Annotated in this window: 16 protein-coding genes and 1 tRNA gene; 13 read left to right on the top strand and 4 right to left on the bottom strand. The window is 69.5% G+C overall.

Annotated elements, in window-relative coordinates; all coding sequences use genetic code 11:
• Nucleotides 1-280 precede the first annotated feature (280 nt).
• From ACQ3HE_RS06455 to ACQ3HE_RS06435, 5 genes are all read left to right on the top strand, one after another.
• Complete coding sequence (locus tag ACQ3HE_RS06455) at nt 281-1,657, top strand: glucose-6-phosphate dehydrogenase (protein ID WP_430891741.1); 1,377 nt, start codon at nt 281-283, stop codon at nt 1,655-1,657.
• Nucleotides 1,658-1,905: 248 nt separating this feature from the next.
• Nucleotides 1,906-2,424 (top strand): amino-acid N-acetyltransferase, encoded by a 519-nt coding sequence (locus tag ACQ3HE_RS06450; RefSeq protein WP_124768749.1) that lies wholly within the window; start codon nt 1,906-1,908, stop codon nt 2,422-2,424.
• 260 nt (nt 2,425-2,684) lie between these two features.
• Nucleotides 2,685-7,598, top strand: a complete 4,914-nt coding sequence (locus ACQ3HE_RS06445) for an ExeM/NucH family extracellular endonuclease (protein WP_430891740.1) — start codon at nt 2,685-2,687, stop codon at nt 7,596-7,598.
• Nucleotides 7,599-7,728: 130 nt separating this feature from the next.
• Entirely contained in the window at nt 7,729-8,394 is a 666-nt protein-coding gene (locus tag ACQ3HE_RS06440) for a hypothetical protein (protein WP_426739016.1), read from the top strand.
• 133 nt (nt 8,395-8,527) lie between these two features.
• Entirely contained in the window at nt 8,528-8,935 is a 408-nt protein-coding gene (locus ACQ3HE_RS06435) for an SseB family protein (RefSeq protein ID WP_079705172.1), read from the top strand.
• 171 nt (nt 8,936-9,106) lie between these two features.
• On the opposite strand, the gene radA is transcribed toward ACQ3HE_RS06435, so the two are convergent.
• The gene (gene radA / locus ACQ3HE_RS06430) at nt 9,107-10,483 is read right to left on the bottom strand and encodes a DNA repair protein RadA (RefSeq protein WP_430891739.1); all 1,377 of its coding nucleotides are present in this window, start codon (nt 10,481-10,483) and stop codon (nt 9,107-9,109) included.
• Nucleotides 10,484-10,592: 109 nt separating this feature from the next.
• Between radA and ACQ3HE_RS06425 the strand changes: the two genes are divergently transcribed.
• Both ACQ3HE_RS06425 and ACQ3HE_RS06420 read left to right on the top strand, forming a co-directional pair.
• Nucleotides 10,593-10,682: transfer RNA gene (locus tag ACQ3HE_RS06425), tRNA-Ser, on the top strand.
• A gap of 99 nt (nt 10,683-10,781) precedes the next feature.
• Entirely contained in the window at nt 10,782-11,054 is a 273-nt protein-coding gene (locus ACQ3HE_RS06420) for a hypothetical protein (RefSeq protein ID WP_430891738.1), read from the top strand.
• Nucleotides 11,055-11,145: 91 nt separating this feature from the next.
• Here ACQ3HE_RS06420 and ACQ3HE_RS06415 read toward each other — a convergent pair whose 3' ends face one another.
• Together ACQ3HE_RS06415 and ACQ3HE_RS06410 are read right to left on the bottom strand one after the other, a co-directional pair.
• Nucleotides 11,146-11,433: a hypothetical protein gene (locus ACQ3HE_RS06415; protein ID WP_430891737.1), complete on the bottom strand. Its 288-nt coding sequence runs from the start codon at nt 11,431-11,433 to the stop codon at nt 11,146-11,148.
• Between the two features lie 24 nt (nt 11,434-11,457).
• Nucleotides 11,458-11,700 carry a hypothetical protein gene (locus tag ACQ3HE_RS06410; protein ID WP_430891736.1) on the bottom strand — a complete coding sequence of 81 codons (243 nt, stop codon included), beginning with the start codon at nt 11,698-11,700 and terminating at the stop codon, nt 11,458-11,460.
• Nucleotides 11,701-11,881: 181 nt separating this feature from the next.
• On the opposite strand from ACQ3HE_RS06410, the gene ACQ3HE_RS06405 reads away from it, so the two are divergent.
• Genes ACQ3HE_RS06405 through ACQ3HE_RS06390 form a run of 4 tightly spaced genes read left to right on the top strand, consistent with a single transcriptional unit; the run spans nt 11,882 to nt 14,038 of the window.
• Nucleotides 11,882-12,847 (top strand): nuclear transport factor 2 family protein, encoded by a 966-nt coding sequence (locus ACQ3HE_RS06405; protein WP_430891735.1) that lies wholly within the window; start codon nt 11,882-11,884, stop codon nt 12,845-12,847.
• A gap of 40 nt (nt 12,848-12,887) precedes the next feature.
• Nucleotides 12,888-13,256, top strand: coding sequence for a nucleoside triphosphate pyrophosphohydrolase family protein (locus tag ACQ3HE_RS06400; RefSeq protein WP_229939433.1), 369 nt, complete (start codon nt 12,888-12,890; stop codon nt 13,254-13,256).
• Between the two features lie 9 nt (nt 13,257-13,265).
• Nucleotides 13,266-13,529, top strand: a complete 264-nt coding sequence (locus tag ACQ3HE_RS06395) for a DUF1653 domain-containing protein (protein WP_229939434.1) — start codon at nt 13,266-13,268, stop codon at nt 13,527-13,529.
• A 17-nt stretch (nt 13,530-13,546) separates the two neighbouring features.
• Entirely contained in the window at nt 13,547-14,038 is a 492-nt protein-coding gene (locus tag ACQ3HE_RS06390; RefSeq protein ID WP_430891733.1) for an SRPBCC family protein, read from the top strand.
• 13 nt (nt 14,039-14,051) lie between these two features.
• Here the strand turns inward: ACQ3HE_RS06390 and ACQ3HE_RS06385 are convergent, their stop codons facing one another.
• Entirely contained in the window at nt 14,052-14,369 is a 318-nt protein-coding gene (locus tag ACQ3HE_RS06385) for a DUF7882 family protein (RefSeq protein ID WP_430891731.1), read from the bottom strand.
• Between the two features lie 71 nt (nt 14,370-14,440).
• Between ACQ3HE_RS06385 and ACQ3HE_RS06380 the strand changes: the two genes are divergently transcribed.
• Nucleotides 14,441-14,791 (top strand): DUF6804 family protein, encoded by a 351-nt coding sequence (locus ACQ3HE_RS06380; protein ID WP_138946469.1) that lies wholly within the window; start codon nt 14,441-14,443, stop codon nt 14,789-14,791.
• A 56-nt stretch (nt 14,792-14,847) separates the two neighbouring features.
• Complete coding sequence (locus ACQ3HE_RS06375) at nt 14,848-16,131, top strand: FAD-binding protein (RefSeq protein WP_430891729.1); 1,284 nt, start codon at nt 14,848-14,850, stop codon at nt 16,129-16,131.
• Nucleotides 16,132-16,319 lie beyond the last annotated feature (188 nt).

The following is a 16,319-nucleotide window of genomic DNA, read 5'->3' as shown; positions in this document are numbered from 1 at the left end:
CTCACAGTACTGCCTGCCTGCCTGGGTGTGCTGTGGTCGGTCGCCAGCGCGGTGCGCTGACATGAGCGCGGGTCCAGCGCGTGAGCGCGGGTCTCCGGAGGGGCGCGCCCACGTCCCTGACCCGCGGCGAGGCCTATACCGCGCCACTCGCGCCAGCGCACCGCGCTGACGCCCACACCCTCGCGCTCGCGTCAGCGCACCGCACTGGGCCGGGGTGGGGCGGACCTCGGGAGGGCGCAAGGCCGCGCGACCTCGTCGGCGCACCGCGTAGGATCGCCGCATGACCGCCGCCACCTCGGAACCCTCCGCCCCTCGAACCCTCGTGATCCTCGGTGCCGGGGGCGATCTCACGGCCCGACTCCTACTGCCCGGACTCGCGTCGCTCCTCGCCTCCCCGCGTGGCGAGGCGGTGCGCCTCATCGGGGTCGACCGCTCCGAGTCGAGCGACGAGGCCTGGCGGAAGCGCGTCGAGACCGCGTTCGCGGACGCCCCGTCGAAGCTCGCCGAGGCGATCGTCGCCGAGACCACCTACGTGCAGGCCGACGTCTCCGATCCGGCGTCGCTCGAACGCGTCCTCGCGGCAGCCGGACCGAACGTCGCCCTCTACTTCGCCCTGCCGCCCGCCGTCACCCTGCTCGCGTGCAAGGCTCTGCGGAAGCTGGAGCTCCCCAAGGGCATCATGCTCGCCCTCGAAAAGCCGTTCGGCACCGACTACGCCTCCGCCCGCTCGCTCAACCGCCTGCTCCAGCACCTGGTGCCGGAGGAGCAGGTGTTCCGCGTCGACCACTTTCTCGGCAAGTCGACGGTCCTCAACCTGCTGGGCCTCCGCTTCGCGAACCGCATCTTCGAACCGCTCCTCTCCGCCGACAACGTCGAACGCGTCGACATCGTCTTCGACGAGCAGCTAGCCCTCGAGGGTCGCGCCGGGTACTACGACCGTGCGGGCGCCCTGATCGACATGATCCAGAGTCACCTGCTCCTCGTCCTTGCATTCGCGGCCATGGAGCCACCGGCGAGCGTCGACGCCGAGGATCTGCGTGGCGGCATGGCCCAGGTGCTGCGGGCGACCCGTCCGTGGAAGGCGAACGGCACGGAGAGTCGTCGTGCACGCTACGGCGCCGGGACGATCGGCGACCGCAAGCTGCCCGCCTACATCGACGAGCAGGGCGTGGACCCGTCGCACCACACGGAGACGCTCGCCGAGATGACCCTCGCGATCGACAACTGGCGTTGGGCCGGTGTCCCGTTCGTGCTGCGGTCCGGGAAGGCGCTGGCGGACACCCGTCAGGAGATCGTCTTCACCTTCAAGCCGGTGCCGCACCTCCCGTCCGGCCTGCACGGCATGAAGACCCCGGCGCGGCTCCGTATCGGCCTGAAGCCGGCGTCGCTCGACCTCGACCTGATGATCAACGGCGAGGACGACCCCTTCGAACTGGACCCGGTCGCCCTCCACGCAGAACTCCAGGCGGGGCAGCTCAGTGCCTACGGCGAGGTCCTGTCGAGCATCCTCGAGGGAGACCCGACCCTGTCGGTGCGCGGTGACGTGGCCGAGCAATGCTGGCGGATCGTCGCGCCCGTGCTCAAGGCGTGGCGCAAGGACGAGGTGTCCATCGACACCTACCCGGCCGGCACCGCGGGCCCGAGGGCGTGGCACTGATCCGCCCCTCGTGATCCGGTGCCGCCACTCCGGTGTCCGGCGCCAGCGCGGTGCGCTGACGTGAGCGCGCCCCGCCGGACCGAGCGCGCCCCTCTGGAGGCCCGCGCTCGCGCGGCTGGGTAGCGCTCACGCCGCTTCGGCAGCGCTCGCTCGAGCGCACCGCGCTGGCGCCCACCAATCCGCGCTCGGTCGGGAGCACCGCGCTGGCGTCAGTAGACTTCTCGGAGGTTCTGACAGGAGGAGGCGGGATGGTCGAGCAGGCTCAGCAGGGGTATGTGGTCCGTCGCGCCCGTACGAGCGACGTCCGCCGCATCCAGGCGCTCGTGGAACCACTCGTGCAGCAGCGCATCCTCCTCGGCAAGGACGACGTCGTGTTCTACGAAGCGGTCCAGGAGTTCCGCGTCGCCGAGACACCCGACGGCGAACTCATCGGCTGCGGCGCGCTGCACGTCATCTGGGAGGACCTCGGTGAGGTCCGCACGCTCGCCGTCTCCGCAGACCACCTCGGCACCGGGGTCGGCCACGCGCTCGTCGAGCGCCTCGAGCACGACGCGGTCGAGCTCGGCCTGCGTCGCCTGTTCTGCCTGACCTTCGAAACCGGCTTCTTCACGAGGCACGGCTACCAGGAGATCGGCGAGGAGATCGTCCCACCCGAGGTCTACGCACAGCTCGTGCGCTCGTCGGACGAAGGTGTCGCGGAGTTCCTCGACCTCGCGCGGGTCAAGCCGAATACGCTCGGTAACACCCGCATGCTCAAGCTGCTCTGAACCACAGCTTGAAGGTTGGCGCTCGTCGGAGTGACCGATGAGACCGTTCACAATACCTCGCTGATCAGCGATTTCGCACGTTTCCAACGCGAAGCCCGTGCTCAGATGAGCAGGCCCGGATTTACGTGCCGTTCACATTCGCGGTGGTCTTCCGTCACGCATGTCGGTTAGCTTGTGAGGCACTACCCATCGTCTGTGCCTCGAATGGGGGGTGCGTTGTCGCGCGCTCCGAACGGGGACGGCCCTCGATTCGGAGCCACATGTCGTTCAAACACCCGTGGAGGCTGTCCGCCTTCGCCGCCCTTGCCGGGCTCGTCGCCGCACCCCTCGTGGCGACACCAGCCGTCGCCTCGACCGACGGCCTCGGTGTCGTCATCAACGAGGCCTACCTCTCGGGCGGGAGCGCGAACGCGCCCTACCTGAACAAGTTCGTCGAGCTCTACAACCCGAGCGACGCGGCAGTCGACGTCAGCGGCTGGTCGGTCCAGTACCGCTCGTCGACCAGCACCGCGGCGTCGTCGACGACGGTTCCGCTCACCGGGAAGATCGCGGCCGGCGGCTACTTCCTCGTCTCGGGCAGCAGCAACGGCGCGGTCGGCGCGGCTCTGCCGACACCCGACGTGGCCAGCGAGCTGAACGCGTCGGGCTCCAAGGGCACGATCGCCCTCGTCGCCTCGACCTCCCCAGTGACCCTCACGGCCGGCTCCGTCGTCGGCGACCCGGCTGTCGTCGACCTCCTCGGCTACGGCACGTCGAACACCTTCGAGACGGCCGCGTCGCCGTCCCCGTCGGGCAACACCGTTCCGCAGTCGATCGTGCGCACCACCTTCGCCGACACCGACAGCAACGCCGCCGACTTCACGCTCAGCGACACGGTCACGCCGCAGAACAGCGCCGGCGACACCCCGGTCGACCCCGAGCCCACGCCGGAGCCGACCCCCGAGCCCACCGACCCGACCACCCCGGTCGAGCCAGGTACGGCGACGATCGCGGAGATCCAGGGCACCGGCGCCGCGAGCACGATGGTCGGCCAGACGGTCACCACCACGGGCTTCGTCACCGCGAGCTTCCCGACCGGTGGCTTCAACGGCTACTACCTGCAGACCGCGGGCACCGGTGGAGCGATCGACCCCGCGACGCACCTCGCGTCCGACGGTGTCTTCGTCTACTCGCCGGCCACCGTCGGTTCCGTCACCGTCGGCCAGTACCTGCAGGTCACCGGCGTCGTGGACGAGTACTACGGCCTGACGCAGCTGAAGGTCACGGACGCGGCCGCCGTCACGGCACTGGACGCCACCGGCGTCACCGCACCGACCGCCGCGAGTGTCGCCTTCCCGGCGACCGACGAGGAGCGCGAGCGCCTCGAGGGCATGCTGCTCGCCCCCGCCGGCGACTACACGGTCACCGACAACTACAGCACGAACCGCTACGGCGAGATCGCGCTCGCGGCGTCGACGACGCCGTTCGTCACGCCGACGGTCCTCGGTAAGCCCGGTTCCGCTGAGGCGCTCGCCGCCGCGGCACGGGTCCCGGCGGAGAAGGTCGTCCTCGACGACGGCGCGACCGTCGACTTCTCGAAGGCGGAGAACACCGGCACCCCGCTGCCGTACCTCTCGACCACCGCGCCCGTCCGCGTCGGTGCCGCCGTCGACTTCACCGCTCCGGTCGTCTTCGACTTCCGCAACAGCAACTGGAAGTTCCAGCCCACGCAGCAGTTGACCGGTGCCAACACGGCGACCGTGCAGCCGGCGACGTTCGAGAACACGCGCTCCACCTCGCCTCGCGGTGTGGGTGGCGACGTGTCCCTCGCGACCTTCAACGTCCTCAACTACTTCGCCACCACCGGCGACTCCCGGACCGGGTGCACCTTCTACACCGACCGTCAGGGCGGCAAGACCACGGTGAACAACTCCGACGCCGCCGGTTGTGGCGTCCGGGGCGCGGCGACGGCCGAGAGCCTCGCCCGTCAGCAGGCGAAGATCGTCTCCGCGATCAACGCCCTGGACGCCGACGTCGTCTCGCTCGAGGAGATCCAGAACTCCGCCTCGATCGGGCTCGACCGCGACGACGCCCTCAAGACGCTGACCGCGGCGCTCAACGCCGATGCCGGTGCAGGCACCTGGACGTTCGTCCCCTCGCCCGCGAAGGTCCCCACGGACGAGGACGTCATCCGCACGGCCTTCATCTACAAGTCCGCCACCGTCGAGACCGTCGGTGAATCGCGCATCCTGCTCGACTCGCCCGCCTTCGACAACGCCCGTGAGCCCGACGCGCAGGCGTTCAAGCCCAAGGGTGCGGACGACGCCGCGACGTTCCTCGTGATCGCCAACCACTTCAAGTCGAAGAGCACCTCGGCAGCGGCCACCGGTGACAACGCCAACACCGGGCAGGGCGCCTTCACCGGCGACCGCACGCGTCAGGCCAAGGCCCTCGTGACCTTCGCGGACACGGTCTCGAAGGATGTCGGCACGAAGAAGGTCTTCCTCGTCGGAGACTTCAACTCCTACGACGCCGAGGACCCGCTGGACGTGCTCCGCGACGCCGGCTACATCAGCCAGGAGGCCAAGACCGGCGAGTACACCTACGCATACGAAGGCGCGGTCGGATCCCTCGACCACATCTTCGCGTCGCCGGAAGCCGACCAGAGCGTCACCGGTGCCGACGTGTGGAACATCAACTCCGTCGAGTCGATCGCCCTCGAGTACTCCCGCTACAACGCGAACGTGACCGACTTCAACGTGCCGGACATGTTCCGCTCGAGCGACCACGACCCCGTGATCGTCGGCATCAGCGCCGACGCGAGCGAGTCCGCGACCGTCAACCTGCTCAACATCAACGACTTCCACGGTCGGATCGACGCCAACACGACGAAGTTCGCGGGCACGATCGAGCAGCTCAAGGCGATGTTCGCGCCCGACCAGACGGCGTTCATCTCCGCTGGTGACAACATCGGCGCCTCGCTCTTCGCCTCGTCGGCGCAGCAGGACCAGCCGACGATCGACGTGCTGAACGCGCTCGGTCTGAAGGCCTCCGCGGTGGGCAACCACGAGTTCGACCAGGGCTACGGCGACCTCGTCGACCGCGTCATGGCGGACGGGAAGAACGCGGCCTGGCCGTACCTCGGGGCCAACGTGTACCAGAAGGGCACGAAGAACCCGGCGCTCAAGGAGTACACGATCCTCGACATCGACGGCGTGAAGGTCGCCGTCGTCGGCGCCATCACGCAGGAGACGCCGACGCTCGTGTCGCCCGCCGGCATCGCGGACCTCGACTTCGGGGACCCGGTCGAGGCCGTGAACCGCGTCGCTGCCCAGCTGACCGACGGCGACGAGTCCAACGGTGAGGCGGACGTCATCGTCGCCGAGTACCACGAGGGTGCCGGGGCCGGCACGCCGGACGGCGCGACCCTCGAGCAGGAGCTCGCCCAGGAGAGCGCCTTCACCGAGATCGTCACCACGACGAGCGCGGACGTCGACGCCATCTTCACCGGCCACACGCACAAGCAGTACGCGTGGGACGCTCCGATCCCCGGCGTGACCGGCAAGACCCGCCCGGTGCTCCAGACCGGCAGCTATGGCGAGTTCATCGGTCAGATCACGCTGACCGTCGACCGCGCGTCGGGTGACGTCACCGCCTACACGGCGAAGAACGTCGCACGCACCACGGTGGCCGAGGCCGACCTGGTCAAGCAGTTCCCCGCGGTCGCGACGGTCAAGACGATCACCGACAAGGCCCTCGCGGTCGCGGCGGAGATCGGCAACCAGAAGATCGGTGAGGCGAAGGCCGATATCACCCGCGCGTTCAACAACGGGGTGAAGGACGACCGCGGCGCCGAGTCGACGCTCGGTGCGCTCGTCGCCGATTCGCTCCGCGCCTCGCTCTCGAGCGCCGACCGGGGCGGAGCCGACATCGGCATCGTCAACCCGGGTGGCATGCGTGAGGAGATCCTCGCGGGCGACATCACGTACGCCGAGGCGAACGCGGTGCTGCCGTTCCTCAACAACCTGTGGACGACCTCGCTCACGGGTGCGCAGTTCAAGACCGTGCTCGAGCAGCAGTGGCAGCTCGACGCGGCCGGGAACGTCCCGTCCCGTCCGTACCTGCAGCTCGGATTGTCGTCGAACGTGCAGTACACGTTCGACCCCACGAAGGCCCAGGGGCAGCGCATCACGAGCATCACGGTGAACGGTGCGCCGATCGACCCGAGCAAGAGCTACCGGATCGGCTCCTTCAGCTTCCTGCTGCAGGGTGGCGACAACTTCCGTGAGTTCGCGAACGGCACGGACACGCGCGACTCCGGTCTCGTCGACCGCGACGCGTGGATCGCCTACCTGACGGCGAACAGCCCGGTGTCCCCGGACTTCGCCCGCCAGAGCGTGCAGGTCACGAACGCGCCGACCGCAGCGGTCGCCGCTGGGAAGACGGTCTCGTTCGACGTCGCGAAGCTCGACCTCACCTCGACCGGCAGCCCGGTGAACACCTCGCTGGCGATCGAACTCAACGGCTCGCCGATCGGGACGGTCCCGGTCACCGCGGGGGCCGCGACGGTCTCGTTCACCGTCCCGGCGGGTACCGCTGACGGCGCGGCGACGGTGCGCCTCACGGCACTCGAGTCGGGGACGACGCTCACGGTGCCGCTCACGGTCGCGACGCCGCCGGTGGTCACGCCGCCGACGCCCGCACCGGAGTCCGCGCTCATCCAGGCGCTCAAGGACCTGATCAAGGCGATCACCGACTTCATCATCGGCAAGCTCGCCACGATCCACGTCGGCAAGGAGTACGCCGGCACCTGGGTCAGCGTCTGGCTGCACTCCGACCCGATCCTCGTCAGCGACGGCCTCGTGCAGGTCGACGCGGACGGCAACGTGCAGGTCACGGTTCCTGAGGACGCGCCGGTCGGTGCCCACCGCCTCGTCGTCCAGGACGCCGACGGCAACGTCATCGGCTGGCAGGACATCGTCGTGCAGGCTGCGGCGGTCGACCCCGGCACCGACCCGGGCACCCAGCCCGGTGCGGGCGGCGGGACCGGTTCGGGAACGGCCGGCGGCAGCCAGGACGGCAGCCTGAGCAAGACCGGTGCCGAGCCGTGGGGGAACGCGGCGCTCGCCGCACTGCTCCTCGTCGGTGGCCTCGCGCTCGTGATCGCCCGTCGTCGCTCGGCGCAGCAGCTCTAGGCGCTCGCATCACTCAGCACCACCGAGCACCACCCAGCACCATCCCGATGCCTCGTCATCGGTCGGACCACGGTCCGCACCGACGGCGGGGCATCGGGTGTTTCCGCGCCACTGCACTTAATCTGTGAGCATGTCGAGCCTCACGAATCCCCGCGGACCGGAGCGGCCCGCCGTCTACTGGCGACGCAGGTTGATCGTGTTCGGCGTCCTGCTCGCCGTCATCGTCCTGGTCATCGTGCTCATCGTCCGGCTCGCGTCGGGTCCGGGCACCGAGAACACCGCCGCGACGCCCACCCCGACGCCCACAGCGACCCCTGCGCCGACCCCGGCTCCCGAGGCGTCGACCACCGCACCGATCGATGAGGCCGCGACCACCGACCCCGGTTCGGCGGCCGCGTGCACGGCCGACCAGATCCGCGTCGAGGCCGTCGTGAACGGGACGAGCTTCGCGGCGGACGAACTCCCGCAGCTGTCGCTGAGCGTGACGAACACCGGGCCGGCCGCGTGCACGATGAACGCCGGCACGAGCCAGCAGGTCTTCACGGTCTCGAGCGGTGATGAGCCCTACTGGACGTCGACCGACTGCCAGACGGCACCGAGCGACCAGCAGGTGCTCCTCGAGCCGGGGAAGACGGTCTCGTCGAACCCGCCGATCACCTGGGACCGCACGCGGTCGGCGCCCGACACCTGCGATCAGCCGCGCGACCCGGTGCCCGCCGGTGGCGCCTCCTACCACCTGAACACGTCGATTGGCGGGTTCGCCTCCGCCGACAGCGCGCAGTTCCTGCTCAACTGACGGAACCTGCTCGCTGAGCCGCTCCGGTCACTGAGCCGCCTCCCCCCCGGTCACTGAGCCGCTCCCGCCCCGGTCACTGAGCCTGTCGAAGTGCACAACCCGCAGCCCCGCACCAGCCTGCGACAATGGACGCATGGCGAAGCAGAAGCGACCCGAGTTCCGTTCCGAGCCCCTGGCCGCGGCCCTCGCCGCCGGCGACATGGTGGCCGTGGCCCTCGCCCTGCGGAACGGGCGGTTCGTCGTCCCGCTCATGAAGCCGGGTAACCCCGACAAGCCGACCGAGACCGGTGAGGTCTGGATGTTCCGTCAGCCCGAGACCGCGAGGCTCGCGCTGCTCCTCTTCTCCGATGCGAAGAACAAGCCAGCCGCTCTGCCGCCCTACGTCGGCCTGCACGACGGCACCTGGCTGGCGAGCTTCCTCCGCACCTACGGCGACGACATCGAGACGGTGCTGTTCGACGTCGCCGGTCCGCACTCGCTGCAGGCGTCGCCGGAGGAACTGCTGCGGGTGCTCGAGCTCGAGGCGCCGGCCGCCGAATAGCCCGACCCAGACCGCAGGTCCTGCTCTCGGCGTCGTCCGCGGTTCACAACTCCTGCAGGTCGTCGTCCGAACACGGGCAAGTCCCGTTCTGGGGCCCCGCGGGACCAGTCCGCAGGAGCTGTGAACAGCACGCCCCTGCTCTGATGATTGGAGCAGGCAGGTGGGGTGCGCTCAGAAGGCGGCGTCGAGCTCGCGTTCGCGTCGGGCGGGCTGCGCCGCCTCGGCTGCGGTCTTCGCGATGCCCAGCACCGACTTGAGGTCGTTGCTGACGTCGGAGTTGAGCAGCAGCTTGTAGCCGAGTCGGTTGCCCTCCGAGCCGCGCTGCTTCGCCACGCTCACCGGACGCACTTCGCCGCTGAGGCTGATCTCGCCGTAGGCCGCGAGGTCGCGGGGGAGGGCGAGGTCGCGGATGACGGAGACGAGGGCGAGGGCGATCGCGAGGTCGGCTGCCGGTTCGCTGATCTTCACGCCGCCGACGGTGGAGATGTAGACGTCGTGGTCGGTGAGGTCGTAGGAGTAGCGGCCGTGCAGCACCGCGAGGATCATCGCGACACGGGAGGGGTCGACGCCGTTGGTGACGCGACGGGGGTTCGGTGCCTGCGTCTTGTTGATGAGGGCCTGGACCTCGACGGGCAGGGCGCGGCGTCCCTCCATGACGATGGTGACGCAGGTGCCGGCCACGGGTTCGTTCTGGCTGAGGAACAGGGCGCTCGGGTCGGGGACCTCGGCGATGCCGTCGCCGGCCATCTCGAAGCAGCCGACCTCGTCGGTGGCGCCGAAGCGGTTCTTCTGTGCGCGGAGGAAGCGGAGCGCGGTGTGGCGGTCGCCCTCGAACTGACACACGACGTCGACGAGGTGTTCGAGGAGTCGGGGGCCGGCGATCGAGCCGTCTTTCGTGACATGGCCGACGAGCAGGATCGGGAGGTCGCGTTCCTTGGCGATGCGGGTGAGGACGGCTGAGACTTCGCGGACCTGGCCGGGTTGACCGGCGAGGCCGTCGGACTGCGAGGAGGACACGGTCTGGACGGAGTCGACGATGAGAAGCTTGGGCTGCACCTGGTCGATGTGGCCGAGGATGGTGGCGAGGTCGGTCTCGGAGGCGAGGTAGAGGTCGTCGTGGAGGGCCCCGGTGCGTTCGGCGCGGAGGCGGACCTGGCTGACCGACTCCTCGGCGCTGACGTAGAGGACGCGGGCGCCGGTCTTCGCGGCGCGGGACGCGACCTCGAGCAGCAGGGTCGACTTGCCGACGCCCGGCTCGCCGGAGAGGAGGATCGCGGCGCCGGGGACGATGCCGCCGCCGAGCACCCGGTCGAACTCGGCGATGCCGCTCGACCAGCGTGGTGCCTCGTCGGCGCTGGCCTGGGTGATGGGGCGTGCGGCGCGCTCGTCGGTGGCGCGGATCGGCGTCAGTTTGCCGAGGACACCGGTGGGAGCCGACGCTTCGACGACCGTGCCCCACTGCTGGCATTCACCGCATCGGCCGGCCCATTTGGCGGTGGTCCAGCCGCATTCGGTGCAGCGGAATGCGGGGGAGGGTGCCTTGGCCATGCGGCCAGCCTAAGCGCGGCCGCCGACACCGCCGGCCCTCCGCGCCGCCTGTGGATGACCGGCATCGCTCAATTCGCGTCGGCGCTCGTCTTCTATTACACTCGACCCCGGTACCGTGTCCGAGCGGCCGAAGGTGCAACTCTCGAAAAGTTGTGTGCTTGAAAGAGCACCGTGGGTTCAAATCCCACCGGTACCGCCAAGAAGAAGCCCCCTCCATCCCCGAGCAACACCGGGACGGAGGGGGCTTTTCGTCGTCATGCCCGTTTGTCGGCGGGCACGGGCGGCATAGCATCGAAGCGTGCAGACGGGGGAAGACGCGGAGTTCGAGGTCGAGCCTCGCTGGAAGGAAGAGGTCGTCTACTGGGAGGGGGCCGAGGGCTTCGTCTTCGACGCCGGGTGGGGCGTGGATCCGCCCGTGCTCTACATCCCGTTCCCAGAGGAGTGGGACGCGGTCACTGCACCATGGATGAATGGCCGACGCGATGAGATCGTGGAAAGGCTACGTCGAGATTCCCGGCATCGGATCGAGCCCGGGCCCTATCCCGGCCAGGGGCGCCGGGTTACACGCTGACCGAGCTGAGTGATCGCCTCGTCTCGAACGCGAGCAAGGTTCCACCCGAGCACGTTGCAGATCGGCGTCAGCGAACGGAGCCGCGGCTCGTTCACCACGATCGAGTCCCGTCGACGCCAGCCTGGCGAGATGAAGAGCGCGACACCCATTTCGTCGCCTGCTCTGCGACAGCGGACAGCACCAGCCCGGGCGTCATGATCAGTGCCACCGCCGCGATGCCGATGAGCGAGACGAAGGCGTCGGAAGCCGTCGCCGCTTCCCACGAACCAGCGGGGATCTCGCGCAGCATCGCGTCCCGCAGCCCCTCCCAGAGGAGGTAGCCGACTCCGAGACCCAGCAGACCGCCGAGGGTGCGAGCGAGCGCGTACCGGTTCAGCATGCACGGAGCCTTTCGTCGAAGCGATCAGGCATCATCACGGGGCCGGGATGTCTGGATCGCGTCCGCGACCTCGTGATCGGAGAAGCCGTCCTCGAACAACTGCGCTCGGAGCTCGGCGTCGGCGCGCGCCAGCTTGCCCTGCGGCCGACGGCGGCGCATCCGCTCGTACTGGGTGCCGAGGGCGAGGACGAGGAAGAGCACGAGCCCGGCGAGCAGGAGTCCGAGCGCCAGCAGCAGCCCACCGCCCACGTCTTGGATCAGGCCCACGATGCACCCCCCCCGGATGGCACGGTCGTTGCACCCAGGGTAGAGAACGGTGCGAGCGGATGCGAGCTGCGAGAGCAGACTGCGGGTGGTTTTAACCGCAGCGGAACTGAAAGACACGGATTCCCAGCGAAGCCCAGGGACACCTCACCTGAGGTTCAGAACGCCGTCGCACAGTGATTCCATGACCAGATCACGTGCCTTCGTCGTTCCCCTCGTCCGCACCGCCGCCGTCCTCGCCGGCGTCTCACTGCTTGCGGGGTGCCAGGCCACCTCGGCAGCCGTGCCTGATCCGTCGTCCTCGGTCTCGACAGCGCGGAAGGGAAGTGCCGACGGCGGCTCGACGGGCGACCGCAGCGACTCGAAGACCGAGCAGAAGAACCTCGCCGCCGTGCTCAAGCTCTACACCGACGCCTTCCCCGACCCCGCCTCCTCGAAAGCGGTGGCCACGACCGACAAGCTCGTCGCGGCCGACGCCGTCGCGCACGGTTCCGGGCAGAAGTCCGGTCCGAGCGGCGTCCTCGCCGAGTTCACCGCCGACCGGACGCGGGTCCCCGGGGCGCAGGCGGTCGTCAAGCACACCGCGGCTGACGGCGACCTCGTCGCCGTGCACTACCAGGTCGCCTCCGACCCGGCCGACGAACGGACAGGCGAGGCCGCTGTCGACCTGTTCCGGGTGCGGGACGGCGCCGTCGTGGAGCGCTGGGCGTTCGATCAGCCGATCGCGACCGGGACGCCCGCGAGTGGGAACACCAACACGATGTTCAGCGACCTCTACAACCCGGCGAAGCCCGCGGTCGCGCCGTCGGAGTCGCAGGAGGAGCAGAACCGGACGTTCGCGGTGAGCGCGTACAACACGCTGTTCCGCGACCAGGACGTCTCGATCCTCGACAAAGCCTTCGACCCCGCCTACCTCCAGCACAAACCGGTCGCACCGAACGGAACGGCGGCGCTCAAGTCCTTCTTCTCGGGATCCGCGACCTTCCCGCCGCAGGAGTCGGTCATCTCGCTGAGCGACGGCGACCTCGTGTGGACCTTCTCACAGAGCGTTGGAGCGAAGGCCGACGACCCCGTTCTGGCGTCGGACATCTTCCGGGTCGACGACAAGCTCATCCGCGAGCACTGGGACGTGGTGCCGACCGCCGGGTGAGTGCCTGGGGTCCTCGCTGCGCGCTGATTAGGCTCTGGGGATGACTCAGGACTTCGCAACGCTGAACGCCCACGCCATGGAGGTCGCCGCCGCCTACGACGATCTCAGCACGAAGCGGATCGGACGCCCGTGGACGAACCAGGAGGTCGCCCTCGGCTTCGTCGGCGACGTCGGTGACCTCGCCAAGATCGTGATGACGCTCGACGGGACGCGTCGCATCGACGGCATCGGACTCGAACAGCTCGAGCACGAACTGTGTGATGCCATCTGGTCGTGTCTCGTGCTCGCCGACCGGTTCGGCATCGACATCGGCGAGGCGTTCCCCCGTCAGATGCAGGACTTGGTGCGGCATGTGTCCGAGCTCCGGGCCGACGAAGCGAGCACTGACTCCGCGACGCCCGCTGGCTAGAATCGCGACATGAGCGACGACAGCACGGCCAGCACCGACGACGGCGAGTCCTTCGGCGTCGAGCCCGGCACCTACCGGCACTTCAAGGGTGCGCGCTACGAGGTCATCGGCGTCGGACGCCACAGCGAGACCGAGGAGTCGTACGTCTTCTACCGGACGACCACGACCCCGCCGACGTCGTGGGTGCGACCGCTCGCGATGTTCGTCGAGCCCGTCTCGCGCGACGGCTACGAGGGACCGCGATTCGCCCGCGTCGAGGACGACGCCGACTGACCACGGAGGAGCATCGCATGACCGACACCGATCACACGCAGCCCGAACCGGCCGACGAACGCGACCTGTTGGTCGAGCGCATCATCCACGCGCCGCGATCGGCCGTCTGGGCGGCGTGGACCGTCCCCGCGACGCTCGGGCAGTGGTGGGTGCCGTCGCCGGCGGTGTGTCGGGTCGTCGAGTTCGAGTTGCGACCCGGCGGGTCCTTCCGCACCGAGTTCAGTGAGGACGGCGTCGACTTCGTGCCGCAGATCACCGGATGCGTGCTGGAGGTCGTTCCGGAGCAGCGTCTCGTCTGGACGACGGCGCTGACCGCAGGCTGGCGGCCAGCCGAGCAGCCGTTCATCACCGCCGTGATCGACCTCGCTGACCACCCCGACGGCACCCGCTACCGAGCGACCGCGCTCCACAGCGGGGTCGCCCAGCGCGACGAACACCTCGAACTCGGCTTCCACGCCGGCTGGGGGATCGTCACGGAGCAACTCGCCGCGCTGGTGGAGCAGCGCTGAGCAAGCCCTCCACTCAGGCCGTCTCCGGGGCGGTCGCAGCGTCGGGTTCGGGCGTCAGGATCATGCCGCCCGGCGTGTAGGAGGAGTCGAGCAGGGCGCGCACCCACGCCTGGTTGACCGAGGGCTCCGGCTGCGCGAACCGGAACTGCAGCGGGACGTCGCTCGTGATCCAGAGACTCACCCGCCCGCCGCCGTCCACAGCCCCCTTCGTCCATTCGACGAAGAAGGACTCCCGACGACGCAACTTGTTCCCGATCGCGGCCCTGAGGTGGGCGAGCACGCGGTCGTCGAAGTCGTAGTGACTTCCGGCACCGTAGATGAGAACGCCCATGCAGTGATTGTGCCGCATCTGCCCCGCCGCACCGCTCGGCGACGCCCCGCCGCTCCACGTAAACTCGTGGGATGCCGAGTCCGACCCCCGCACCCGCACCCTTCGCCCTTCGCCCGGCGCTCATCCCGGGCATCATGGGTGCGGTCGCGCTCATGCTCGGGCTCGCGCTGCTCGAGCTCGACGCCTTCACGATCGTGCTGTTCGTGGTGAGCATCCTCGCGCTCATCATGGCCGTGTTCGCCTGGCAGGCCAAGCAGCCGCTCTGGATGATCCCGACGCTGCTCGTCGCGATCGTGTGGAACCCGGTCCTCCCGCTCCCGTTCAGCGGCATCCCCTGGATCATCGCGCAGTTCCTCGGCGCGGTCGTGCTCGTCTCCGTCGGTGTCCTGCTCGAGAACAAGCACGCCGCCCCGCCCGCCTGATCGGAAATGTTTCGGGAACGCCTGCGGGTCGTCCCGGCTCTGGCAAGCTTGCGCTCATGACGCTTGAACGCAACTGGGCCGGTACACACACCTTCGCAGCGCCGCGGATCGTGAACGCCACGTCGATCGACGAGGTCCGCACACTCGTCGCGGAGGCCGCCAGGACGGGCACGCGCATCCGAGCCCTCGGCACCCGACACTCGTTCACCGACCTCGCCGACTCCGACGGCACGCTCATCACGGTGCTCGACATCCCCGCCGACCCGGTGTTCGACGAGGCCGCCGGCTCGGTGACGATCGGAGCCGGGACCCGATACGGGATCGCCGCCGCCTGGCTCGCCGAACGGGGCCTCGCCTTCCACAACATGGGCTCGCTCCCGCACATCTCCATCGGCGGCGCGATCGCGACCGGCACCCACGGATCCGGCAACGACAACGGCATCCTGTCCTCAGCCGTCAGCAGTCTCGAGTACGTCGACGCCACGGGCGAGCTCGTCCACGTCCGTCGTGGGGACCCAGGTTTCGACGGACTCGTCGTCGGGCTCGGCGCGTACGGCATCGTGGTGCGCGTGACGGTCGACGTGCAGCCCGCCTACCGCGTGCGTCAGGACGTCTACCGCGACGTCCCGTGGGACGCCGTCCTCGCCGACTTCGAGGGCGTCACCGGCGGCGCCTACAGCGTCAGCATCTTCACGAACTGGCTCGGCGACACCGTCGAGCAGATCTGGTGGAAGACCCGCCTGGCCGCCGGTGACGACGAGCTGCCCGTGGTCCCGGAGTCGTGGCTCGGCGTGCAGCGGGACTCCCTGACCGCCGGCAACCTCGTCGAGACTGACCCCGACAACCTCACGCTCCAGGGTGGTGTCCCCGGTGACTGGTGGGAACGGCTGCCGCACTTCCGGCTCGAGTCGACGCCGAGCAACGGCGACGAGATCCAGACCGAGTACTTCATCGACCGCGCCGACGGACCCGCCGCGATCACGGCCCTGCGTGCGCTCGGCTACCGCATCGCCCCACTGCTGCTCGTGACCGAACTGCGCACGGCGGCGCCCGACAAGCTCTGGCTGAGCGGTGCGTACCACCGGGAGATGCTCGCCGTGCACTTCACCTGGCGCAACCTGCCCGAGGAGGTCCGGGCGGTGCTGCCCGCGATCGAGGAGGCGCTCGCGCCCTTCGGTGCCCGCCCGCACTGGGGCAAGCTCAACCTGCTGACCGCCGAGCGCATCGCCGAGGTCGTGCCGCGGCTCGCCGACGCGCGGGACCTCTTCGAGGAGTTGGACCCGGCAGGGACCTTCTCGAACGCACACCTGGAGCGCATCGGGGTCCGCCTGCCCCGGTAGCGGGTGCCGATGGCTCGGGTGCCAGCGCGGTGCGCTGGCGTGAGCGTGGGTCATCGGGCGCCAGCGCGGTGCGCTGGCGTGAGCGCGGGGGAGTCGGGGGTGCCAGCGCGGTGCGCTGGCGCGAGCGCTGGGGAACCGGCGTGGGCGCGAGGCACACGCGTGGGCGCGTGTCTCCGGAGACCCGCGCC

This window comes from Plantibacter auratus, from assembly GCF_050587365.1.
GTDB classification, from domain to species: Bacteria; Actinomycetota; Actinomycetes; order Actinomycetales; family Microbacteriaceae; genus Plantibacter; species Plantibacter auratus.
Note: the sequence above shows the minus strand (reverse complement) of the source record. Positions and strands in the feature narration are given on the sequence as shown.

Excerpts from the sequence above, each read along its gene's own strand:
- ACQ3HE_RS06455 (WP_430891741.1), top strand. The coding sequence starts at position 281 with ATGACCGCCGCCACCTCGGAACCCTCCGCCCCTCGAACCCTCGTGATC.
- ACQ3HE_RS06450 (WP_124768749.1), top strand. The coding sequence starts at position 1,906 with ATGGTCGAGCAGGCTCAGCAGGGGTATGTGGTCCGTCGCGCCCGTACG.
- ACQ3HE_RS06445 (WP_430891740.1), top strand. The coding sequence starts at position 2,685 with ATGTCGTTCAAACACCCGTGGAGGCTGTCCGCCTTCGCCGCCCTTGCC.
- ACQ3HE_RS06440 (WP_426739016.1), top strand. The coding sequence starts at position 7,729 with ATGTCGAGCCTCACGAATCCCCGCGGACCGGAGCGGCCCGCCGTCTAC.
- ACQ3HE_RS06435 (WP_079705172.1), top strand. The coding sequence starts at position 8,528 with ATGGCGAAGCAGAAGCGACCCGAGTTCCGTTCCGAGCCCCTGGCCGCG.
- radA (WP_430891739.1), bottom strand. The coding sequence starts at position 10,483 with ATGGCCAAGGCACCCTCCCCCGCATTCCGCTGCACCGAATGCGGCTGG.
- ACQ3HE_RS06415 (WP_430891737.1), bottom strand. The coding sequence starts at position 11,433 with ATGCTGAACCGGTACGCGCTCGCTCGCACCCTCGGCGGTCTGCTGGGT.
- ACQ3HE_RS06405 (WP_430891735.1), top strand. The coding sequence starts at position 11,882 with ATGACCAGATCACGTGCCTTCGTCGTTCCCCTCGTCCGCACCGCCGCC.
- ACQ3HE_RS06400 (WP_229939433.1), top strand. The coding sequence starts at position 12,888 with ATGACTCAGGACTTCGCAACGCTGAACGCCCACGCCATGGAGGTCGCC.
- ACQ3HE_RS06395 (WP_229939434.1), top strand. The coding sequence starts at position 13,266 with ATGAGCGACGACAGCACGGCCAGCACCGACGACGGCGAGTCCTTCGGC.
- ACQ3HE_RS06390 (WP_430891733.1), top strand. The coding sequence starts at position 13,547 with ATGACCGACACCGATCACACGCAGCCCGAACCGGCCGACGAACGCGAC.
- ACQ3HE_RS06385 (WP_430891731.1), bottom strand. The coding sequence starts at position 14,369 with ATGGGCGTTCTCATCTACGGTGCCGGAAGTCACTACGACTTCGACGAC.
- ACQ3HE_RS06380 (WP_138946469.1), top strand. The coding sequence starts at position 14,441 with ATGCCGAGTCCGACCCCCGCACCCGCACCCTTCGCCCTTCGCCCGGCG.
- ACQ3HE_RS06375 (WP_430891729.1), top strand. The coding sequence starts at position 14,848 with ATGACGCTTGAACGCAACTGGGCCGGTACACACACCTTCGCAGCGCCG.